This window comes from Paenibacillus nanensis (assembly GCF_003583765.1).
GTDB classification, from domain to species: Bacteria; Bacillota; Bacilli; order Paenibacillales; family Paenibacillaceae; genus Pristimantibacillus; species Pristimantibacillus nanensis.
In genome coordinates this window covers 43,579-66,304 of record NZ_QXQA01000019.1, presented here as the reverse complement: position 1 = coordinate 66,304, position 22,726 = coordinate 43,579, and the positions used below count along the sequence as shown (strand labels likewise).

The window sequence follows — 22,726 nt, the reverse complement described above, 5'->3', positions numbered from 1 at the left end:
AGTAATTTCGGGATGAAAAGCGTGTTTGCGGGGTTGAACGATGCAATTTTTAAGGCGAATGGAGCGCCTGTTTTAGATGCCTAAAATATCTTTTAACGCGTCATATTTGTTTTTTGACAGCGGGATAGAGCTTTTTTTCGGATCATCGAGCACAAGGCTGAAGCTGTTTCTTGTCCATGTAATGACCTCCCGCACTCTCTGCAGATTCACAATATAAGAGCGATGACATCGGAAGAAGCCATATGCCTTCAGCTTTGCCTCAAGCTCGTTTAAGGTCCAGGCGCAAGGGAATACATCCGCATTCAGATGCAATTGAGATAGGCCCTCATTGCTTTCGATATAATTGATTTCAAGAGGGTCGAACAGGATGATTTTATCCTCGATTTTGGCCGGGATTTTCTCCAGCTTCAGCGGTCGGGGCATCTCGTAAGCCGCAGCCGCCTCATTGCCGCCTGCGTTCTCCGAGTCTTCCGGGAAGGATGGAGGCAGCTCTTCCTCTAGGATAAGATGATCCTGCACGGCTGCTTCCGACAACGGCTCGTTCGGAATGGGATCCTTCAAAGCAGCTTCGTCCGGATCCTTTGTCTCGATTTTCTTTAATCCGGTATGCAATAAAGAATAGACTTCGTCCGTCATCGATATCGCGCTCTCGAGCGATGAGGCCGTGACTAGAATCGCCTTTCCCCGCTTGGCGAGCTCGACCATCATATTGCGGAGAATCATGCAGCTCTCAATATCAAGATTTTGTTCGGGCGTTTCGAATACAAGCAAGTCTGGGTCTTGCACAATCATTCTGGCGAAATGAAGCCTTTTTCGTTCCGAATCATTCATCTTCGCGATCGTGACATCGGCTTTATCGGCTAGTCCCGCCAGTTGAAGAACATCCGGAATGGAAGGCCGGACACCGTACAGCTTTGCCCAAAATAACAAATAATCCCGAACCTTAAGCCGCTCATACACACCGTCTCCCTGAAAATAAACGGCTATCTTCTGGACTTGTTCCTTCCGGGAAAGCGTCTCTCCATGAAAAAGAATGGATCCGCCCGATGCCGGAATCATCCCCAGAATTAAGCGGATTAATAAAAGGCCTTGTTCATAATTGGTTTGAATGGCGACACACTGTCCTCCGTTAATCGATAAATCAATTGCCGGAAGCAATACGACATTTTGTTTCGTCTTCGTTAGCTGAGATAGTTGGAGTAAGGACATGCAGTTCGTTCCTTTCAATTGTTGAGCTGTCTACCTTGATTTTTCCATATCCGAATATGATACCATTTTTTTGTTCAAGATTTAACCGTTTGGCGTTGGAAACGGCCCTTGCAAAAAAGTGCAATTGCCGGGGATGGAACGAATGCCTACAATAAGCGGGAAGAGGGTTTGGCAAAAAAAGCAAGAAACGGAGTGGGTGGCATGGCAAGCAAAATAAACGTCTATCTCGCGGGCGATTCTACGGTGCAGACGTACGACCGGGAGCATGCGCCGCAAGCAGGCTGGGGACAATATATCGCCGATTTCTTCTCGGATGAGGTTCATTTCAGGAATCGGGCCATTGGCGGCAGAAGCTCGAAGACATTCATTCAGGAGGGCCGCCTGCATGAAATATTGGAAGAGATCAGGGAAGGCGACTATTTGTTTGTGCAGATGGGCCATAATGACTCCACGAAGAGCAGGCCTGAGCGCTATACGGAACCTTATACCGATTACAAATCCTATTTGAAGCTGTATGTCGACGGGGCTCGCAGCCGCGGAGCCATACCGGTGCTTGTTACGCCGGTTGGAAGGCTGCATGTGGAGAACGGCGTGTTCATCAATGATTTCCCGGACTATTGCCAAGCGATGAAGCAGGTAGCCGCCGAGGAAGATGTCCTGATCATCGATTTGATGAGCAGGAGCTTGGAGCATTACGCGTCGGTCGGTTACGAGGAGGCGAAAAGCTTTTTTATGGTCGCTGTGAACGGAACCGATCATACCCATTTTACCGAAACGGGCGCCGAGCGGATCGCGAGACTCGTGGCGGACGAAGTAAAAGCTCTTCCTATCCGGCTGTCCTCATTCACGGTGTTGGAATCATAATCATCTCGTGAACGGAAGGAGGCGAAGGATCGTCAACCGGTTACAACTGCAAATTAGAAAGGGGGAAGCGGATACCCTATTTTTTACATGGCACATTCGTATGCAATCAAGTATACTTTTACAAATAAAACGGGTGACCACAAGCATAAACCTATTTGTAAGCGGTTTCTTTTACACTTACTTTCAGGGATGGTGAGAGAGCATGCTGCTGCGGATTGCCGGCTCCGTGAAGACAGGGAGAAAGAATAGAAGCTTTTACCGTAAAAGCTTCATCTGGTTCTTAATTGCCGCAAGTGTTCCGGGGCTGATCATAGGCGTGTCTACGTACTGGATTGCGGTCGGCCCGATGGAGAAGAACATCAGCGAGCTTCATCAGAACCAAATTGAGGAGCGCGCGCAAAATATAGACGATCAGTTCAGCTCCGTGGAGCTGGATATTTCGCATTGGGCGTTTAACCCGCGGTTCGGTTCCAATTTGAAGGAGCTGAACTTCGTCTATCACTTCAAGGAGACATGGGATATTACGAAAACGCTGTTTATGCTCCAAGGCTCCCATCCTCTGATCAACCAAGTCCAGCTTTATATTAATGGAGAAGACACGGTGCTGTTCCAGCCCGAGTTTTATATGCTGGACGACCGCGACCGCATGCAGATCGACGGCTTCGAACGCTTAATCGAGGAAGGAACGAATATTTATTGGTCGGATATGCTGCCTGCTACCGAGGGAGAAGGAGCGGATACGGAGAAACCGATTGTGCTCGTTCATAAAATTCCGGGAGACAGCAGCTCGCCGTTCGGGGTGCTCGTTGCAGAGCTTAAGAGGGACAAAGTCATTAATTTGCTGAAGACGATGACTCCCTACAATGAAGGGCTTACCATGCTCCTCGATAAGGACGGACAAGTACTCGTTGCGGATAATGCCGAAGAGACGGATATGGGTGAGACGCTGCGCGGCGAGGTTCTTCGCCGGGAAGCGCCTTCGGGCACGTTCGTGTTCGAGCAAGGCGGGATTACGTATTCCGTTTCCTATGGGAAGCTTGCGCGCATCACCTCCGAGTGGACCTATATTTCGGCCACTCCTATCACAGCCATCACCTCTACGGTCGTGAAGATTTCCAACACGATCTTTATCGTAAGCGCCTCGGGTCTGCTGCTGGCGTTAATCCTCTCATGGCTTGCCTCGCGGCGGGTATACTTGCCGGTGAAGAGGCTGCTGCACATTCTTGCGGGGAATAGGGGCGAGAATCTGGAGCATGGCATGGACGAGTTTCAATTTCTAGAGAAGCAGTGGAATGAGCTGCATAATGAAAGCTTGAATCTTCAAATGCGGCTCGAGGAGCAAAGAACCCATGTAAGATCGGGCTTTCTGCTTCAGCTGCTTCAAGGGCACTTAAGCTCGTATACGGAGAAGGACCTGGGAGCGAGAATGAAGCTGTACGGCTGGGATATTGAAGATCATCATTTCCGGATTCTGCATATCCAGCTGACGGGGTATGACGTCCTAACCGAGCGATTCTCGCATGGGGATGAAAGCTTGGTGACATTTGCGGCCTCCAATATTATCGAAGAGCTTGCGGCGCAGCAATTCGACCAATACAGCGTAATGAACTTTCACGACTTAACGGTCGCCGTACTGGTAATGTACCCGAAGGGAGCCTTGATTTCCGAACAACTCCAGACGCTCGGGACGGACATTACGAAGGCCATCAACGGCATTATCCAAATGCAGGTTACGATTACAATCAGCGGGCAGATGGAGAGGATCCAGCAAATTCCCGATATGTTTCTGGAGGTGGAGCGGGCGACCGGTTACCGGAAATTCGTCAACCAGAACCAGCTGATTCATATGGAACGTCTATCCGCCCACTCCGAAGGCAGCGAGATGCATTACCCCTTTGCGCTTGAGCGCGATATCATCCATGCGATGAGAGCCGGCGAGAAGGAGGAGGCGGAGCGGCTGGTCACTTTATTTTTAGAGGATGTGCTCTCCGCCCGCGGAACCGAAATTCTCGTGCAGCAAAGCATGCTTCAATTATTCGGATCGATTCAGCACGCCATCCTGCAGTCGGGTATCAGCCCGCACCAGCTGTTTCACGGAGAGAACATGTTCGGGCAGTTATCGTTAATCCGCGAGCCGGAGAAGATGCTCCGTTGGATGAAGCGAAGGGTCATCGCGCCGTTTATTGAGGAGAGGGAAGCGAAGGCGAACACTGAGCTGAAGCGTCTCGTGGAATCGACGATCGACTACATTCACGCCAACTATACGGCGGATATTTCGCTGGAGCTCTGCGCGGACTTGGTCGGCACCAACACGTATACGCTCAGCAAATATTTCAAGCAGTTCACGGGCATTAACTTTATTGACTACGTGACGGAGCTTCGAATCGAAAAGGCGAAGGCGCTGCTTCGCGAAACGGATCTGAAAATTAACGACATCGCCCTTGAAGTCGGCTATCAGCAGCGGTATTTTAACCGGATCTTCAAAAAGCAGGTCGGCATTACCCCGGGGCAATTCAGAGAGCAGGCGGAGGCTTGAAACAAAAGTGTACCACCCCGCCAAAATAGTTCCATACTTCCCTTAAGGCCTTGATATTCAAGGCTTTTCTTATGCAAAAATGTAGAATTGAATGTCTTGCCCGCAGCGTGGATACTCAAAAATGTAAGCGATACCATTTCGGAGCGAATGTAGCGAATGTAAAGAAAGGGTGAGTCGATGAACACGGCGCTGCGATCTGAATCGGATGCTTCCATCCGGAAGGCCATCCCCAGGCGGAGGAGATGGTTATCGAAGCTGAAAAAAGACAAGTGGTTGTATATTTTGCTAATGCCGGGCCTGCTGTACTTCTTGGTGTTCAAATATTTGCCCATGTGGGGCGTGCTGATCGCCTTTCAAAACTACCAGCCGTTTCTTGGCTTCTGGAACAGCGAATGGGTAGGCTTCGAGCACTTTCAAAACTTTTTCGCCAACCCGGACTTTTTCCGGCTTCTGCGTAACACGCTGATACTGGCCGTCTATGATCTCGTCTTTTTCTTCCCGGCCCCGATTATTCTGGCGCTCCTGCTGAATGAAGTAAGGCTGGCTTTCTTCAAGCGCGTCGTTCAAACGATGGTGTATGTGCCGCATTTTGTCTCTATGGTGATTGTCGCCAGTATGACATACGTGTTCCTGACGACGTCTGGCGGCGTTATTCATGAGCTTGTCTCCGCGATCACCGGGAAATCGATTAACTTCCTGGCGGATACATCCTGGTTCCGGCCCCTTATTATTCTTCAAATGATGTGGAAGGATTCCGGCTGGGGGACCATTATTTTCTTGGCTGCCCTCGCTTCCGTTGACATGGAGCAATATGAGGCGGCGGTCGTCGACGGCGCGAACCGCTTCCAGCGGCTGATCTATATAACCATTCCCGCGATCAGCAGCACGATCATTATTCTGTTGATTTTGCGGCTGGGCAGCTTCCTGGACAACGGCTTCGAGCAAATTTTCCTGATGACCAACTCGCTTAACCGGTCGGTCGCGGATGTCTTCGATACGTATGTGTACTTTGTCGGCATTACGCAAGGAGCGTTCAGCTATAGCACGGCCATCGGTTTATTTAAATCGGTTGTCGGCATCCTGCTTATTTACGGCAGCAACCGTCTCGCTAAGCGCTTCGGACGGGAAGGAATTTTTTAAACGGAGAGAGGTGAATCACGATGAACAGCAAGCACGATTCGATTGGCGAGAAAATATTCGACGGCTTCAACTATTTGTTCCTTGGGCTTCTGGCATTGGTTACAGTGCTTCCTTTCATATACATCATCGCCGGGTCGTTCGCGACGGAAGTGGAGCTGATTGAACGGGAATTTTTTATCTTCCCCCGGGACCCGTCAATAGCGGCTTATCAATACATTTTCTCGACGGACACGGTCTCCCGAAGCATCGTTAACTCGGTCATCATTACGATTGCCGGCACGCTGGTCAACCTGGCGTTTACGTTTACAATGGCCTACTCGTTATCCCGCAAGGACTTGATGGGCCGGAATATCATGATGAATCTCGTTATCTTCTCGATGCTGTTCAGCGGCGGCATGATTCCGGGTTACTTGGTCGTGAAGGAGCTCGGTCTGCTGGATACGTACGCGGCGGTCATTTTGCCGGGCGCAATCAGCGCCTTCAATATGATAATTATAAAAAACTTCTTTCAAGAGCTCCCGCCAGGCCTAGAGGAATCGGCTCGGATCGACGGCTGTACCGATCTGGGGGTGTTGTGGCGCATCGTGCTTCCATTGTCGAAGCCGATCCTTGCTACGTTCGGTCTGTTCTACGCGGTCGGCCACTGGAATAACTTTTTCTCCTCGCTGCTGTTTTTGAACGACCATGAGAAGTGGCCGCTGCAGGTCATTTTAAGGGAAATCGTCATGCTGTCGCAGATGGCGGCGGGCGATATGAGCAATCTGGATCCGAATTTTGTCGAGCCGCCGGATCAGTCGGTGAAGATGGCGGTTATCGTGGTCGGAACGCTGCCGATTCTTCTGGTGTATCCGTTCCTGCAGAAGCATTTTGCGAAGGGCGTTCTCTTAGGCTCCATCAAAGGGTAGATCATCACGAACGTGATATCTATATAGGCAATCTCATTTATAAAGAGGAGGGTATTTCATGAAAAGAGATCAGTCCAGGTTAAGAAAAAGTCTCGCGCTGCTCGTTATGTCGTCGGTGTTATTGCTTTCGGCCTGCTCGGGCGGAAATGGCAATACGGAGGGCAGCAAGGAAAGCGCGCCGCCGCAAAGCGCACAGCCTTCAGACAGCGGGCAGACGCCTGAAGAGGAGCCGTATAAAATCAGCATCATGATGCAATCGTTCGATACCAATCTTCCGGGCGCCGACAGCCCTGTCATTAAGCAGCTGGAAGAGTACACGAATACCGATCTGGACATTCAGTTCGTGCCGAACAGCTCTTACCCGGATAAGGTCAATATTACGCTTGCGTCCGGGCAGCTGCCGACCATTATGGTTGTCGACAAGTCGCCGAGCTTTATTAGCGCGGCCCGCGCCGGCGCCTTCTGGGAAGTGGGCCCTTACCTGAAGGATTACCCGAACCTCAGCATGGCGAATGACATTGTGCTGAACAATTCCTCCATCGACGGCAAAAATTACGGCGTTTACCGGGGACGCGTCCTTGGCCGAATGGGGCTGACGCTGAATCAGGTTTGGATGGATAACCTGGGCCTGCAGCCGCCGAAGACGATCGACGAGTTTTATAATATTTTGAAAGCGTTCAAAGAGAAGGATCCGGATCAAGACGGCAAGGACGACACATACGGCATTGTCGTTACGAAATATGCGGGTCCGTGGGATATTATGCAGGTATGGTTCGGAGCGCCTAACGGCTGGGGGGACGACGGCAGCGGCAACCTGGTGCCGACGCACATGACGCCGGAGTACAGAGAAGCGCTGAAGTTCTTCCGTAAGCTGTATGAAGAAGGGCTCGTCAATGAAGATTTTGCGGTCATGGATTCGGCTGTGTGGAATGATCCGTTCGTGAATGGAGAAGCCGGCGCGTTCGTGGACGTGGCGGATAATGCCCGCCGCCTTAATGCTTCCATGCAGGAGAAGGAGCCTAGAGACGAATCGTATACATCCGTATACCAGGCGCCGGTCGGTCCGAAGGGGCATCGGGACATGCCGACGACAGGCTATGCGGGTATGCTGGCAATTTCGAAATCCGCTGTGAAAACGGAAGAGGAGCTCAAGAAAGTGCTCGCCTTCATCGATAAGCTTGGCGATGTGGAGATGCAATTGCTGCTTGGCTACGGGGTGGAAGGCACCCACTACGATATGGTGGACGGTTATATCGTTCCGAAAGAGAATTTGGAGCCGGCCGTGCTGCAGCAATATAACGGCCTGAACCAGATGCTCCCGTTCATCGGGCCGGTTGCGCCGACGCTGGAGCAAACGCCGATTAACAACATGATTGCCGAGGTTCAGGCGGCGAACGAAAAGATCGTCGTGGCCAACCCGGCCCAGCCGCTCGTGTCCGAAGTGTACGCGCAAAAGGGGCAGCAGCTCGACAATATTATAGCGGACGCAAGGATTCAATACATCGTCGGACAAATCGACGATGCGGGGCTGGACGCGGCAATTAAGCTGTGGAGAGAGACCGGCGGCGACGATTATATCGAGGAGATCAATAAGCTCTACAAAGAATCTCAGCAATAAATAATGCAGATAGACAGTGCCGCGAGCGAATCGCCGCACTGTCTATTGCTTCCGTGGAGGGGAATGCGGTGAATAGAGCGGAGTCGGCTCCTGTATTGCTGAAGGAATTAAACGTTCGCACAGCCGGTGTACGTAACAAAATGCTGCTCGGGGATCTGAATGGGGATGGCCGCATGGAGCTCGTCATGGTTCAGCCGGACGGGGGCATCGATGATCGTTACGTTCCCCATCAGGTGCAGTGCATGACCGCTTTCGATTTGGACGGCAATTTGCTGTGGCAGGTCGGAACGCCCGATCCGAATTGCGGCGGGCCTGGCTCGGATTATCCGGCGCAAATTTATGATATCGACGGCGATGGATGCTGCGAAGTGTTATGCGTCATGGAGAAGCGCTTCATGGTGCTGGACGGCCGAACCGGTAAGGAAAGGTATTCCTTCGACTTGCCGTCCGAGTATGCGCATGACTGCATTATCATTGCGAATCTTAGCGGCGGGCCATATGCGACGGACATGATTGTGAAGGACCGGTACAGGACGCTATGGGCAATGGACCGCGATTTCCGGCTGTTGTGGACGCATCAAGGGAATCCGGGCCACTATCCTTGGGTATACGATTTCGACGGCGACGGCCGAGACGAGGTGATGGCGGGTTATGCTCTGCTCGACCATGACGGAAGGAAGCTATGGTCGGCCAGCGATTTGGACGATCATGCGGATTGTATCTGGGTAGGCGACGTGAATGCGGACGGGGAACAGGAAATCGTCATCGGCGGCAGTGTGACTGTCATGTATGACGTGCGGGGCAATGAGCTGTGGCGCTATGAGGACTCCATCGAATCCCAGCATGTCGCGCTGGGCAAGTTCCGGGACGACCTGCCGGGATTGCAAATTGCCGGGCTCGACCGGATTCGGCGCGGGGATACCGGAGGGGCGTTTTCCGAAAGCGGCAAGGACGGCATGTTCTTATTGGACGCGCAAGGGCAGGAAGTGTGGAAAGAGGACCGGAAGACGAACGGCTGGCTGACCATAATCGAGACGCTCTCGAATTGGGATGACGGCGGGCTGGACTATATATTGGCCTACAGGCGCGGTGGCGGCGTCCATCCAACTCTGTATGATGGGAATATGCATGCCGTGGTCACTTTTCCAGTAGACGGGTATGTCGCGCATGCGGATCTAGTCGGTTCGGGCAGGGAGCAGGTGCTTATTTATGATCAGTCCGCCGTTCGCATCTACTCGAGCGGACCAATGGAGCTGTCGGCAAGCCGATCCGGGATTCCGCTCCGGCAGCCGAAGCGGCTGTACAGCTCGACCTTGTATCCCGGGGGCGAATACCGGTAGAAGGGAAGGAGTGATGAGATTTGGCCGTTCATGAACATGTGGAGCTCGGGGAACTGCTATATCGGAATCCACTGGCTCATGAGGAGGATGTGAAGGCGTTTGTCATGGAAGGAGACGGGGCGGTCAGCTTCCCCCTAGGACGGATGCGGCTGGAGAGCAGGAGGGATCCGCAGGAAGGGCAGGCCGCAAATATCGTGTACTGGTGCCACGAGACGTTCCCGGACGACATCGTTATCCGGTGGAAATTTTGGCCGATACGTCAGCCTGGGCTTTGCATTTTGTTTTTCTCGGCGGCGGGCAGAGGCGGGGAAGACTTATTCGATCCGGCGCTTCAACCGAGAACGGGAATCTATGAGCAGTATCATCATGGAGACATCAACGCTTATCATCTTTCCTATTTCCGCAAAAGCTACGCCTCCGAGCGCAGATTCCAAACCTGCAATTTACGCAAAAGCTATGGCTTCCACCTTACCGCCCAGGGCGCGGATCCGATTCCGTCCATCGCCGATTGCGATCCCCCTTACCGGATGCAAGTCGTAAAGAGCGGTCCGCATATCCGGTTTTATATCGATGATCTTCTTCTCTTTCATTTTGTTGACGATGGGGCGACATATGGCCCGGTGCTGGACGGCGGGAAAATCGGGTTTCGGCAGATGGCGCCGTTAATTGCGGAGTATTCCGATTTCGAGGTGTATCAACGAAAGAGCATGAACGGGGGATGATGAGATGAGCGCGAACGGGAATGCGGCATTGTCTTGGCTGGAAGAGCGGCCAACCCTGCCTGCGGGCGTCACATGGGGCGTGCCGTGGAAGCAGGGAGAGCTGGACCGGAACGAGCCGCTTAAGCTGCGCGGGAGTAATGGGGAAAGCGTGCCGGTGCAAAGCTGGCCGATGGCCTATTGGCCGGATGGCAGCGTGAAGTGGACGGCTCATGCGGCATCTTTTCAGGCGGATTTGGAGGACGGGTATACGCTGGAGAAGGGGCACGGTGTTCCCTCTACAGCAGGGCTAACCGTAAAGGAAGCCGCCGACTATATTGAAGTCGATACCGGTGCTATCGTCTGCCGATTGGGGCGATCGGGCACATCCGTTATCCGTGAGATTCTTATTGGCGGAAGTGCCGTATGCTCGGACGGCAAGCTGGTCGGCATGCGCGAGGAGCATCATGCCACTTCGGGCAAGAAAACAATTGTGGAAGAGACGCTTCAAGGCGTCATTGAGAAAACAACGGTGGAACAAAACGGCCCGATCCGCGCGGTGGTTAAAGTTCAGGGGCGTCATCAAGCGCCCGGGGGCGGGCGAAAGTGGCTGCCGTTTACGGTGCGGTTTGTTTTCCATGCGGAGCAGGCGTCGATTCGTATCGTGCATACCTTTCTCTATGATGGGAACCCTCATCAGGACTTTTTGAAAGGGCTCGGCATCCGGTTCTCGGTTCCAATGGAAGGCCCGCTATTCAACCGTCATGTCCGGATTGCGGGCGATACGGGGTGGTTCGGCGAATCGCCCAAAGGGCTGATGACCTTTCGTTTGCCCGAGAGACAGCGGGAGCTCTATGAGCGGCAAACCGCGGGCGCGTCGATTTCCCTTGACGAGGAGCAGGACGCCGGACTGCAGGCGCTTCTGGACGATTCCCCGGAATGGGGGGATTTCAAGCTGGTCCAGAGCTCTTCCGATTCTTATACGATCCTGAAACGAACGAAAGAAGGCTGCAGCTGGATTCGTCCTGCATCCGGAAGGAGATCCGGCGGATTGCTGTACGCCGGAGGAGAAGGGGGCGGTCTAGCGGTAGGGGCTCGCCGCTTCTGGGAGAAGTGCCCGTCCGCCCTTGAAGCGGCCGGCTTAGCGGGGGACGAAGCCGTATTAACCGCTTGGTTCTGGTCACCGGACGCTCCGGCTATGGATCTTCGTCATTATGATACCGAGACCCATGTCCTTTCCTGCTATGAAGGCGCGGATGAGCTCCGCAGCACGCCGTATGGCGTCGGGAACACGAGCGAATTAACGCTATGGTGCTGCGTGAGCACACCGAATCATGACACGCTCGATGCCATGGTGCGGGAGAAGGAGTCGCCGCCGCTGCTTGTCTGCGAGCCTGCCCGCTATCACGAGACGAGGGCGCTCGGCCTCTGGAGCCTCCCTGACCGGTCTACGCCCGTAAAGTCGCAAATCGAGGATACGCTGGAGCGTTTGATCGGGTTCTATCAAGACGAGATCGAGCAGCGCCGCTGGTATGGCTTCTGGGATTACGGAGATGTGATGCACAGCTACGATCCGGTGCGCCACACCTGGCGTTACGATATCGGCGGGTGCGCTTGGCAGAATACCGAGCTGGCTCCGAACATTTGGCTCTGGTATATGTTCCTTCGTTCCGGCCGGGCCGATATTTTTCGGCTTGCAGAGGCGATGACTCGTCATACAAGCGAGGTGGATGTCTACCATATCGGCGAATATGCCGGTCTCGGCTCCAGACACAACGTGCTGCACTGGGGCTGCGGCTGCAAGGAAGCGCGGATCGGCATGGCGGGGCTTCATAAATTTTATTATTACTTAACGGCTGATGAACGGATCGGCGACATTATGGACGAGGTCAAGGATGCCGACTATGCGACGCTTCGGCTGGATCCGATGCGGGCGTATTTTGCAAAAGACGAGTTCCCGACGCATACGCGCAGCGGACCGGATTGGGCGGCCTTCTGCTCGAATTGGCTTGTGCAATGGGAGCGTTATGAGGATACGTCCTATCGGGATAAAATGCTCAGAGGCCTTGCATGCTTGAAGCAAATGCCGCACCGGCTGCTCACCGGTCCCGTCTTCGGGTACGAGCCGAAGACAGGCGAGCTGTTCTTTATGAGCCATGAAAATTACGGGCATCACCTAATGATCTGTATGGGCGGCGCGCAGGTGTGGGCGGAAATGGCGGATTTGCTGCAGGATCCGGAATGGGACGCGATGCTGACGGAGTACGGGGAGTTCTACAATCTGCCGAAGGAGGAGAAGATCCGCCGGACGAACGGCGCGCTGCAGGGCAAAGACTGGAACATCCCGATGCTGTCTACCGCCAAGATGGCGTTTGCTGCGAACCGGCTAAACGATGGGGAGCTTGCCAAGCAGGCGTGGGATTTCCTGCTGCGGAGTCCCTATAACTGGAGCGTGGACATTCCTTTGGAGACGCAGGAGGTGCCTCGTCAGGAGTATGTCCGGGAAATTCGCGAGATTCCTTGGATCTCGACGAATACCGTCTCGCAATGGTCGATCAATGCGATCGTCTGCTTGGCGTTGATCGGAGAATACTTGCCGGAATCGATTGAACCGAGGGTGTCCGTATGATGAAGAGCTTATTGACTACGGGAGGGGAGGGAGAGTACGTTGATACAGCTGGAATATTTGGATCGGGGATTGGTTGCGGTTACGACGTCCGAGGGCGTGTTCCTTAGCTGGAGACTGCTTGGAAACGAAGCGGCCGGCTATTCCGACCGGGGTCTAATCGGCACCGAATTCCATGTCTATCGGGATGGCGGCAGGATAGCGGCCGTGACGGACAGCACGAATTATTTGGACAGAAGCGGGACGGCGTCCTCGGAGTATTACGTTTGTGCCGCTGTGAACGGATTGGAGACGGACCGGAGCGCCACTGTAACCCCTTGGAAGGACGGGTATTGCGAAATTCCGCTGCGAAAGCCGGCGGATGGGATTACGCCGAAGGGAGAAGCCTACAGCTACTCCGCTAACGACATGAGCGTGGGGGATGTCGATGGCGACGGGCAATATGAATTTTTCGTCAAGTGGAATCCGTCGAATGCCAAGGACAACTCTCATTCCGGCTACACCGGACCTGCCTACATCGATTGTTACAGGCTCAACGGGACGCTGCTCTACCGGATTGACCTTGGCGTAAACATTCGGGCCGGCGCTCACTATACACAGTTTCTGGTTTACGATTTCGACGGCGACGGCAAGGCGGAGCTGATGATGAAGACGGCACCAGGCACGAAGGTCATCCGGTATGACGATCAAGGGAGGGCGGTGTCGGAAACGTACATTACGATGCTGCCGGAAGACGCGGCTGAAGGGTATTCGCATCAGGATGACTACCGGATGAGCAGCTCGGATTATTACGAGCATATTGTTGAGCTGTTTCTGGGCTGGCATAAGCACGAGGAGGTCGCGGCCGGACATTGGCCGGATACGCTGGAGGCGTGCTTCGGGATCGAGAAGCGGTACCGTTACCCGTTATCTCGAGGGGATGCGGAGCAGCTCGCGGATTATTTCATGGACGTCTATGCGCCGAGCCGAAGCAGCCGCAACAATTTACGGGCGGTAGAAGGTTTTGTGCTGTCGGGCCCTGAATATTTGACCGTGTTCCAGGGCGAGACGGGGAAGGAGCTGGAGACGATCCGCTACAAGCCCGGCCGGCATGACGGCGGATTGATGTGGGGCGATTATTCGTGGAACCGGCTCGAGCCAGGCAATCGGGTCGATCGTTTCCTTGCAGGTGTGGCGTACTTGGACGGAAGGAAACCATTCGCCGTCTTCGCCCGGGGCTACTACACCAGGTCGACGGTCGCCGCTTACTATTGGGACGGCGGTCATCTGCAGGAGCAGTGGTTTGTGGACAGCGGTTGGGTGACAATGAATAACCCGTTCAAGGATACGCTCCATCTGCAGGATGGACGAAACGAAGCGTTCGGAACGCTTGCGAGGCAGGGGGCGCATTCCTTAAGCATAGCGGATGTCGATGGCGACGGCTGTCATGAAATCATTTACGGCGCGGCGACGATCGACCATGACGGGACGATTCTGTACAGCTCGACGGGGGTCATGCCCGAAGGCAGCAGAGCCACGGGCAAGACGGTAAAGCTTGGCCACGGCGATGCGCTGCATGTCGCGGATATCGATCCGGACCGTCCGGGGCTGGAGATCTTTATGGTGCACGAAGGCGGTGCGGGAGTGCCTTACGGCTATACGCTTCGGGATGCCCGGACGGGGGAGGTGCTCTGCGGCGCTCCCGCTACCGGCGATGTGGGACGCGGCATGATCGGCCAGGTGGACCCGGCTTATCGCGGCTTGCAGACATGGTCGAGCGAGGACATTCACAGCCAGCAGACGTTCGGTTTAATGACGGCGAAGGGCGAGCAGATTGACCGGAGAGTTCCCGGCACCAACATGAACATTAGATGGGCGGCCAACATGACCACCCAAATTATTAGCGGTTCATTCGATCAGCCGGTCGTCATCGACGATTGGAAGCGCGGCAGGCTGCTTACGGCCGATGGCTGCTGCTCCAATAACGGCACGAAGGGCAACCCTTGCCTCGTTGCGGATATTTTCGGCGATTGGCGGGAGGAGCTCCTCGTGCGGACGGCGGACAGCTCCGCTATCCGCATCTACGTAAGCACGGAGGTTACCGACCGCAAGCTGTATACGCTCATGCATGACGCGCAGTACCGCGTAGGCGTCGCATGGCAGAACGTCGTTTACAACCAGCCTTGTTATCCGAGCTTTTATCTCGCATCGGATATCGACTGGGCGGCGGTGCCGCTTCCGCAGTTCTATGCGCCTAGGGTGGAGAGAGCGGGGAATGTAAATAGTGTGTGAGACAAAGATATCCCAGCCGTTATGCGGTTGGGGTATTTTTGTTGTAGAGTTGGTTGTAAATTATGGTAGGCAGCGGTACATTTTAAGAAAGCTGGCATGATAAAATGATAAGGGCGTTTAAGGGATATAAGACGATGTGGCCAGCAAATTTTATTCTGGGAGTGTGCCATCATGCGCGGTGTCTATAAGAAGGGATTTTACTTGCTGGTCACTACCGTGTTTCTTTGTATTGTTTTAGCCTCATTCGGGAGGCTAGGAGACAGTTTGCTGTTTATAGCCTGCATTGTCATGATAGCCGCTATCTCAAGGTTAAAAAAATTTCCCGACAGCATGAAGTTACTATTGATGGCAGGGGTTAGCTTGAGTTACCTTTTATTATTTAGGATATTATAGTTTTGCAATGATTCTTATGGTTTTCCCGATAGATTCCATGAGTAAGGGAGCTAAAAATACAATGAAACAAAACAAATATGACGATAACGAATTTTTTTCTGCCTATGAACAAATGCCAAGGTCGGTCGAGGGGCTCGAAGCAGCCGGAGAATGGCATGTGTTAAGGGCATTATTGCCTGACTTGCGAAATAAACGCGTACTGGATTTAGGCTGCGGCTTCGGCTGGCATTGCCGGTACGCTCGGGAGCAGCAAGCAAGTTCTGTCGTCGGCGTGGATTTATCCGAAAACATGCTGCAAAAAGCTCGCGAAATGACCGATGACCCGTCTATTACATACATGAAGGCTGCGATTGAAGACATCGATTTTCCAGACGCATCATTTGATGTGGTCATTAGCTCACTAGCTTTCCATTATATCGAGTCGTTTGAGGCGATTTGCCAAAAGGTCTATGCGTGCCTAAAGCCCGGTGGAGCCTTCATTTTCTCCGTTGAGCATCCGATCTTCACCGCCCGGCACGAACAAGACTGGCATTATGATGATCAGGGGAACCGCCTGCATTGGCCGGTGGACCATTATCAATCGGAGAGTGTGCGTCAAACTTCATTTTTGACGGATAACGTCATCAAATACCACCGCACCTTTTCAACGTATATCAACGACGTCATTCAATCGGGATTATCCGTCAAAGCGGTCAAGGAACCGATGCCGACAGAGGAAATGATGAACGCGATTCCCGGCATGAAGGATGAAGTCCGGAGACCGATGTTTTTAATCATTTCGGCAGAGAAGAAGTAAGGTGATTATTAAGCATATGATGCGCTTGGACGTCTCGTTTCGGTTATAAATGCGAACGGCGACGCGACAACCTATACCTATGACGCTATGGGCAACTTGCGCTCGAAAACGGATGCGGAAGGCCGAACGACGGTTTATGAATATGATTTGCTCAGCCGATTGAAATTGGAGATGGACCCGCTTGGTCAGGTGACTTCCTTGCTGTATGATGGCATGGGTAATGTGACGAGCGTAACAAATCCTGATCAAACAACAACTGGTTACGAGTATGACCTCGCGAGCCGTCTCGTCGGCATCAATTATCAGGACGGAGCTTCGGTGTCTTACACATACGATAAACTGGGCCGTCGCACATCTATGGTCGACTCAACAGGAACGACTTCCTATACGTACGATTTGTTGTCGAGGTTAACAAGCGTAACGGATGGACGCGGTCAGACCATTCGTTATTCCTGGACGGAGAACGGCCAGCGGGAAAGCATGACATATCCAGATGGCAGTGTCGTAAATTATGAAGTGGATTTACTGGATCGTATTGTAGGCGTAATCGACAGCGCGGGGCGCCGTACGTCGTATGAGTATGATGCTCGCGGCATGTTGACCACGAAGACGTTGCCGACAGGAGCAATGAGTACCTACGTTTATAACGAGCTGGGCCAGTTGTTAGAACTAACGCATCGCAATCAGCAGGGTAAGTCGGTTGAACAGCTTATCTACGCTTACGATCCTCTTGGCAACCGTACAAGAATGGAAAGAATCGAAGGCGAAGATGATGAGGATGATGCGGAAGGCGGCAGAGTTGTTTCTGAGTACACATACGATGCTTTGAATCAGCTTATTACTGTAAGCAAATATAATGCCGGGGACTCTGGATCTACCATCACGACCAACTATAGCTATGACAAAGTCGGTAATCGTCTGACGAAGGCGACATCATGGGGCGACTTGTCGGATGTGGAGCAATACACCTATAACGCGCTCGATCAGTTGACTCGTTGGCAGAATGGTTTGAACTATAAGGACTACACGTATGATCCAAGGGGTAACCTGCTGAAAGTATTGGGCGTCACCGACGCGGCAGATCCCGTTATGGCCATCGAAGATTTGCTGCCTGATCCAGAGGCTGCGAACCCTGAGAATGCTGCTGTAACCGACTCTGTTTATACAGAAACAGGATTGTCAGCGGTACAGGATGAAGAGCTTTCCGCAATGTCCGAACCAAGCGTTCCACAGCTGCTCGAATCTTACGCTTGGAACAGCGCAAACCGCCTTATTCAACATATAAACGAAGCGGGCGACATTACGCGTTACACGTATGACGGCGATGATAACCGTATTTCCATGATCGTGGATTTGGCACATGGTCCGAAAGGCAATGGCAATAATGGAAATAACGGTAAAGGCAATAATGGCAACGGAAACGGTAATGGAAATGGCAATAACAATGGTAATGGGAACGGCAATAACGGTAATGGAAACGGTAATGGTAATAAGTGTGATCATGTCGTGCCACCGGGCTTCGTGCCGCCGGGTCTAGCTAAGAAATGCGGACAAGACTGGGGAGACGAGACCGAGACATATCCAATCGAACATCCGTCTGGCCCTCGCGATGGATGGGAGCATCAATACAAGAAGAAGCATCAGGAGTATTACTTCACGAATGATGTGAGCATGGCTTTACCGGAAGCCATTCAAATTACAGGCGATAACGCATCGGAATGGAAGGAAACCTTCGTCTATGGAGCAGGCGGCGAACGCGTCTCCTACACGTATCTGCCGGCCTATGATGCCAACAATGGTTGGGAACCAACAACGGGTGTAAGCGGCACAAACGCGGGAGCGCCGAAGACGCTGTGGTACCTGACAGACGCATTAGGCAGCACGCTTGGCCTGATCGAACAAGACGGCCGTGTCTCGTCCCGTTACCACTACGACGAGTTTGGTGTCGTCTTAGACGACAAGAAGTTTGATCCGAACTGGCCGGGTCCGGATAATCTTTATGGTTACACTGGTCTGGGATATGATTATACTAGCGGGCTTACTTATGCGCGTGCGAGGTACTACCAACCGGAGATTGGACGGTTTGTTAGTGAGGATACGTATAAAGGAGAAATAGTTGATCCTCTCTCGTTGAATCTTTATAAGTATGTAAAGAACAATCCTTTGAGATATACTGATCCATCCGGTCACTTTGAATTTGAGCATTCGCCTTTTGAAAGTCCTACAGTTATACAATTGGAATCCCAAGATTATTGGGAAGGAGTTAAAAAACGAGCGACAAATGTTAAGAAGAAGATAACGAGATTAAATTTTTTTAAAATGATTGCAGAGGAAGTTGTAGAACAAGGCGTTCGTTCAAGTACTTCCCCCTATGTATGGGGAACCTTGACTTCAACTCAAAGAGGTGAGTTTATCGAGGAGTATCTTGCTGAAGATGTATATGATGACTGGTTTCATATTGGAAAGGAACGAGGCGGATATTTCGAAACAATTGATTTTCAAAAAGATGGGCAAGTAGTTAGCGTAAAATCAATTGATCCACGATCATACAAAAGTAGCGATATTGTAACTAGAAAACTCCTGGACCATTTGGATGAATTGCAATCTACCCAAATATATATTGATAGAGAATTTGTTAAGTATAAGAATAGAATTTTGGATATTGTGGTTCCAGAAGGTTATTCTGATGAAATTAATATTGAGGCTTTGTTAGAAGAGGCGGATGGAATTATTATTAGGATAAGGGAGTATTAATAATGGGCAAAAATCAGGTATGTTTCTCGATTAGAATTCCATCATCAGAAATGAATGAATCTAACGTATTATCATGGATTGAGGAACTACTTTTTTTCGAACCCTCCGAAATGTACGGATCTTTAATTACGAGTAGAAAATATATTCCTTTCAACAAAAGATTTCTCATTGAGAATCTTGGAAAGGAATTAAGAAGGGAACAATTTAAGTTCTCTTTAAGTACTAAAGATCTAGATCATACGTTGGTCTTTAAAAAAGGAATCTTTGCCTCATCTATATCCGGGCATTTATCGAGCAAAATATTTGAAGATGTCCAAGAAGAATTTACACGTAAGATTTCTTCCCTATTTGAGAATGGGATAGGTGTTGTGGCATCAATTTATGCTCAGGAGGATTATTTTTGGCAGAATAACATCGATCCTATGATTTATAAACGGAGGAATCGATCTCTCGAGAATATACGTGTTATTCCGAGTCCAAATATCAAAAACGAATTAATCATAGACTCGGAATGTTTGCCCGGACATGCCCATTATTATGAGGACATCTGGTTCGGATCGCATTGGATGATGTGGTTCGGCAAGAAGTACTACCAATATATCCCTCGTGAAGCACTGCTTCGATTTAAAGATGGTTGGAAGACAGAGGAGCTATCCAATGAGGCGCTATTCATTCAGCTTTATCCGAACATCTGGGATTATGATCTGCCGAATAACCGGGAGCTTCAATGGTTATTTAGGCAGCAAGCTGGTGTCGATGAGGTCGCTCATTTTCTTGAAAATGAAGGCAAGTACATCGCTGAAGCGGAAGTCGATCCTGCCATTGAAATATTTACAGAGAAGAATTGCATGCATGGCGGGGTTCGGATGGTCCGGTACCACTATAATGATCAGAAGCAAGTAGTCCCTAGATCACAAGCCACGGTGGTGTTTTCTTATGAGGTTGATGAACAAGGATATGTAGTATGGGAGTGCTTTGAACCTGTTATTCGCTAGAATTACTTGGTTTTTTTAAAATTATCGAATGACCCAGTCAGTTGGCTGGGTTATTTTTAGTGCGCCAGGCATGGCGATTAACTAGGTGGCAGAAACAATAGCGCTACTGAGGTTATTTTAAGATAGAGCGAGCGGTTTGAAAAAGTAAAATGAGACCACCATTTCATGATGCACACTGTATTATGTTCTATGCAAGTGACGAACGGCGTGAACCGTCTCATTCAACATACGAATGAAACAGGCGACTCACGCGTTACACGTATAACGGGGATTATAATCGTATTTCCATGATCGTGGACTTACAACGGCAACGATAATGATGGTAATGGGAACGACAATTGAAAAAATGCGACTATGTCGTACCGCCGAGCTTCGTACCGCCGGGACTAGCTAAGAAGTGCGGACAAGACGGAGGAGACGAGGCCGAGACATATCCAATCGATTAATATACGGTATCGCACTATAAAACTATACGGATTTTACCGTTACTGATTAGGTTGTCATAAAACAAGCGGATGAATCGAAGTGATTTAGCAAACAGGAGATGGTAGATGGGTTAAAAGGCACTCTACATCCACTTTCAAAGCCCAAAATAATAAATGTTGAAGTAACTGAGCAAACAGATGAGAAGGCGACCATGCTCGTTACAGTCGATATGGCTGTTGGAGGAGAAAACAAAGAGGAAATAGTGCTTGTAAAAGAGCAGAACGAATGGAGAATTGTAGCGCCTAAACATTGGTTTAAGCCTGAGTAATTGTTCGTATTGAACAGACAGAATATTCATCCAACGGATACAATAGAACCCGACCGGGCCGAACAAAGCGGAGGCATGGATAGACATGTTTAAAGAAGAAGCCTTACATATATTAAGCATAATGGAAGACGTTATTCCGCAGCGGTCTTTATATAATGACGAAGAAATTGATGCAAAGAATGTTTTTTTCGATAAGCCATATACCGAGGAAGAAACACTTATTAAGAAAAAAATAATAAAAATAGATATACGTTACCACGCGAAGTTAAACCGTTGGTATTATGATGATCCGAAAAACAAAATGCTTGTAGACGAGCTATTAAAGAAGATCGACGAGATTAAAGAAGAACTAAAACTGCTCTAACAAGGGACTGCCCCAGGCTGAAAAGCCGCAAGGCAGTTCTTTTTTTGTTCGAAAAGGGTCATACCGTACTCATGTAATGAAAAAAATAGCAATACCTATTTTAAAAACCGAGCAAACTTTTCGCCATTTCGCCGGGTAATACCTATAGAACAGCAAAAAGAGGTGATGAAAGTGGAGCGAGAGACGATCAGCCGGATCGTGCAAGGAGACCGGGAAGCGTTCCGCCAGCTGTACGACGACTATTTCGATTACGCCATGCGCACGGCCATTCTTGTGACGAAACAAGCGGAATGGGCGAAGGACGCGGTGCAGGAAACGTTCCTCCGGGTCTATCGGAACATCTGGCAATACGATAGCGGCAAGCCGTTCAAGCCGTGGTTCTACTGCATCCTGCTGAGGGAGTGCTACCGGGTGATGGAGCGGGAGAAGAAGGTGATCCCGTTCGGGGAACAGCTCGAGAAGATCGGCGTCGAGCCCAATCTGCCTGATGATGCCGTCGACATTTATGACGCGCTGCAATCCTTAAACGACATGTACCGAATACCGCTCATTTTAAAATATTTGCACGACTACAGCGAGAAAGAAATCGCCGATATGCTGGAGCTGAACGTGAACACGCTGAAGTCACGTCTCCACACCGGACGCGAAAAAATGAAAAACAGCTTAGGAGGGGAGCCGTATGGAACAAAAGCTTAAAAACCGTCTGCGCGAAGAGAGCCGATATGATGACAAGCTGAAGGACGAGATTTGGTCGCAAATTGAATTGCAGCTGGAAGGCTCGCCTCGGACACAAGACACAATAGGGACACAGGCTTGGGAGAAACCTAGAATGAACAACAAGGGGAGGACATCACGAATGAAAGCAATAAAAATATGGACAGGCGTCGCCGCAGCTGCGATTGCCGTCGCCGTATTTCTTACACTGCCGCCGGGCACGGCGATGATGAAGAGCATTCAGAACTGGTTCGCGCCGGAGAAGGAAATCGAGATTGAAGTGGAAGGCCAGAAGGAACAGACGCAAGGTCAGGTGCATGTCGATGAAGCAAGCCGCTACGCGATTTATTACGATAAGGAACGCTACAAGCTGGTACAGGAAGATGGCAAAGACGTCATTACGACGATTGATCCCCTGCCGGAGCCGTATCCGCAGGTCTCGCTGACGATTGAACAGAACCTAAGCAAAAAACCGGAGGAGCTCGCGCAGGAGATAGCAGAGCAGCTTGCCAAGGAATATGCCGAAGTCCGCGAGATCGAGCAAGTGACGTCGCCTGTGAACGGCTACAGCATCCATGCGATTGACGGCAGCGACCGTTTGAGCAAAGTGATCACCGTTTACGTGACCAGCAACGAGCAGCAGGGCAGCTTTATTTTGACCAGCCGTTACTTCCTAGAGGCGGCCGAGGGTCATGGCGCAAGATTTACGCAGACGCTGGAGCAATTCGAGGTGCTGAAGCCGGAATAGC

Annotated in this window: 17 protein-coding genes and 1 pseudogene; 17 read left to right on the top strand and 1 reads right to left on the bottom strand. The window is 51.2% G+C overall.

Features of this window, described 5'->3' with window-relative positions:
* Positions 1-72: 72 nt before the first annotated feature.
* Entirely contained in the window at positions 73-1,209 is a 1,137-nt protein-coding gene (locus D3P08_RS27980) for a LytTR family transcriptional regulator DNA-binding domain-containing protein (protein ID WP_119602525.1), read from the bottom strand.
* A gap of 201 nt (positions 1,210-1,410) precedes the next feature.
* On the opposite strand from D3P08_RS27980, the gene D3P08_RS23245 reads away from it, so the two are divergent.
* The 17 genes and pseudogenes from D3P08_RS23245 to D3P08_RS23165 all read left to right on the top strand — a co-directional run bounded on the left by D3P08_RS23245 (position 1,411) and on the right by D3P08_RS23165 (position 22,725).
* On the top strand, positions 1,411-2,073 hold the full coding sequence (locus D3P08_RS23245) for a rhamnogalacturonan acetylesterase (protein ID WP_119602524.1): 663 nt from the start codon (positions 1,411-1,413) through the stop codon (positions 2,071-2,073).
* 202 nt (positions 2,074-2,275) lie between these two features.
* The gene (locus tag D3P08_RS23240; RefSeq protein ID WP_119602523.1) at positions 2,276-4,609 is read left to right on the top strand and encodes an AraC family transcriptional regulator; all 2,334 of its coding nucleotides are present in this window, start codon (positions 2,276-2,278) and stop codon (positions 4,607-4,609) included.
* Between the two features lie 177 nt (positions 4,610-4,786).
* On the top strand, positions 4,787-5,749 hold the full coding sequence (locus tag D3P08_RS23235; RefSeq protein WP_119602522.1) for an ABC transporter permease: 963 nt from the start codon (positions 4,787-4,789) through the stop codon (positions 5,747-5,749).
* A gap of 20 nt (positions 5,750-5,769) precedes the next feature.
* The gene (locus tag D3P08_RS23230) at positions 5,770-6,654 is read left to right on the top strand and encodes a carbohydrate ABC transporter permease (protein ID WP_119602521.1); all 885 of its coding nucleotides are present in this window, start codon (positions 5,770-5,772) and stop codon (positions 6,652-6,654) included.
* Between the two features lie 58 nt (positions 6,655-6,712).
* Complete coding sequence (locus D3P08_RS23225) at positions 6,713-8,272, top strand: extracellular solute-binding protein (protein WP_119602520.1); 1,560 nt, start codon at positions 6,713-6,715, stop codon at positions 8,270-8,272.
* Between the two features lie 68 nt (positions 8,273-8,340).
* A complete protein-coding gene (locus tag D3P08_RS23220) occupies positions 8,341-9,612 on the top strand; it encodes a hypothetical protein (protein ID WP_476703859.1) in 1,272 nt (423 codons plus the stop codon).
* A 20-nt stretch (positions 9,613-9,632) separates the two neighbouring features.
* Positions 9,633-10,334 carry a DUF1961 family protein gene (locus D3P08_RS23215; protein ID WP_119602519.1) on the top strand — a complete coding sequence of 234 codons (702 nt, stop codon included), beginning with the start codon at positions 9,633-9,635 and terminating at the stop codon, positions 10,332-10,334.
* 4 nt (positions 10,335-10,338) lie between these two features.
* The gene (locus D3P08_RS23210) at positions 10,339-12,939 is read left to right on the top strand and encodes an exo-rhamnogalacturonan lyase family protein (RefSeq protein ID WP_119602518.1); all 2,601 of its coding nucleotides are present in this window, start codon (positions 10,339-10,341) and stop codon (positions 12,937-12,939) included.
* 39 nt (positions 12,940-12,978) lie between these two features.
* On the top strand, positions 12,979-15,207 hold the full coding sequence (locus D3P08_RS23205; protein ID WP_119602517.1) for a rhamnogalacturonan lyase: 2,229 nt from the start codon (positions 12,979-12,981) through the stop codon (positions 15,205-15,207).
* Between the two features lie 454 nt (positions 15,208-15,661).
* Positions 15,662-16,396, top strand: a complete 735-nt coding sequence (locus D3P08_RS23195; RefSeq protein WP_119602515.1) for a class I SAM-dependent methyltransferase — start codon at positions 15,662-15,664, stop codon at positions 16,394-16,396.
* Positions 16,397-16,420: 24 nt separating this feature from the next.
* A pseudogene (locus D3P08_RS28140) lies at positions 16,421-16,759 on the top strand (hypothetical protein); the annotation flags it as partial.
* Positions 16,754-19,150, top strand: a complete 2,397-nt coding sequence (locus D3P08_RS23190) for an RHS repeat-associated core domain-containing protein (protein ID WP_338068742.1) — start codon at positions 16,754-16,756, stop codon at positions 19,148-19,150. The pseudogene D3P08_RS28140 and the gene D3P08_RS23190, both read left to right, overlap by 6 nt.
* A gap of 2 nt (positions 19,151-19,152) precedes the next feature.
* Positions 19,153-20,145, top strand: coding sequence for a hypothetical protein (locus tag D3P08_RS23185; RefSeq protein WP_119602513.1), 993 nt, complete (start codon positions 19,153-19,155; stop codon positions 20,143-20,145).
* A gap of 544 nt (positions 20,146-20,689) precedes the next feature.
* Entirely contained in the window at positions 20,690-20,899 is a 210-nt protein-coding gene (locus tag D3P08_RS23180; RefSeq protein WP_119602512.1) for a DUF4878 domain-containing protein, read from the top strand.
* 85 nt (positions 20,900-20,984) lie between these two features.
* Positions 20,985-21,263 (top strand): hypothetical protein, encoded by a 279-nt coding sequence (locus D3P08_RS23175; protein WP_119602511.1) that lies wholly within the window; start codon positions 20,985-20,987, stop codon positions 21,261-21,263.
* Positions 21,264-21,434: 171 nt separating this feature from the next.
* On the top strand, positions 21,435-21,959 hold the full coding sequence (locus D3P08_RS23170) for an RNA polymerase sigma factor (protein WP_240647719.1): 525 nt from the start codon (positions 21,435-21,437) through the stop codon (positions 21,957-21,959).
* Positions 21,943-22,725 (top strand): hypothetical protein, encoded by a 783-nt coding sequence (locus tag D3P08_RS23165; RefSeq protein WP_119602509.1) that lies wholly within the window; start codon positions 21,943-21,945, stop codon positions 22,723-22,725. The genes D3P08_RS23170 and D3P08_RS23165 overlap by 17 nt, the downstream gene beginning before the upstream one ends.
* Position 22,726 lies beyond the last annotated feature (1 nt).

Bases quoted from the DNA above. Each gene is read 5' to 3' on its own strand.
- D3P08_RS27980 (WP_119602525.1), bottom strand. From the start codon at position 1,209: ATGTCCTTACTCCAACTATCTCAGCTAACGAAGACGAAACAAAATGTC.
- D3P08_RS23245 (WP_119602524.1), top strand. From the start codon at position 1,411: ATGGCAAGCAAAATAAACGTCTATCTCGCGGGCGATTCTACGGTGCAG.
- D3P08_RS23240 (WP_119602523.1), top strand. From the start codon at position 2,276: ATGCTGCTGCGGATTGCCGGCTCCGTGAAGACAGGGAGAAAGAATAGA.
- D3P08_RS23235 (WP_119602522.1), top strand. From the start codon at position 4,787: ATGAACACGGCGCTGCGATCTGAATCGGATGCTTCCATCCGGAAGGCC.
- D3P08_RS23230 (WP_119602521.1), top strand. From the start codon at position 5,770: ATGAACAGCAAGCACGATTCGATTGGCGAGAAAATATTCGACGGCTTC.
- D3P08_RS23225 (WP_119602520.1), top strand. From the start codon at position 6,713: ATGAAAAGAGATCAGTCCAGGTTAAGAAAAAGTCTCGCGCTGCTCGTT.
- D3P08_RS23210 (WP_119602518.1), top strand. From the start codon at position 10,339: ATGAGCGCGAACGGGAATGCGGCATTGTCTTGGCTGGAAGAGCGGCCA.
- D3P08_RS23195 (WP_119602515.1), top strand. From the start codon at position 15,662: ATGAAACAAAACAAATATGACGATAACGAATTTTTTTCTGCCTATGAA.
- D3P08_RS23190 (WP_338068742.1), top strand. From the start codon at position 16,754: ATGGTCGACTCAACAGGAACGACTTCCTATACGTACGATTTGTTGTCG.
- D3P08_RS23185 (WP_119602513.1), top strand. From the start codon at position 19,153: ATGGGCAAAAATCAGGTATGTTTCTCGATTAGAATTCCATCATCAGAA.
- D3P08_RS23180 (WP_119602512.1), top strand. From the start codon at position 20,690: ATGGTAGATGGGTTAAAAGGCACTCTACATCCACTTTCAAAGCCCAAA.
- D3P08_RS23175 (WP_119602511.1), top strand. From the start codon at position 20,985: ATGTTTAAAGAAGAAGCCTTACATATATTAAGCATAATGGAAGACGTT.
- D3P08_RS23165 (WP_119602509.1), top strand. From the start codon at position 21,943: ATGGAACAAAAGCTTAAAAACCGTCTGCGCGAAGAGAGCCGATATGAT.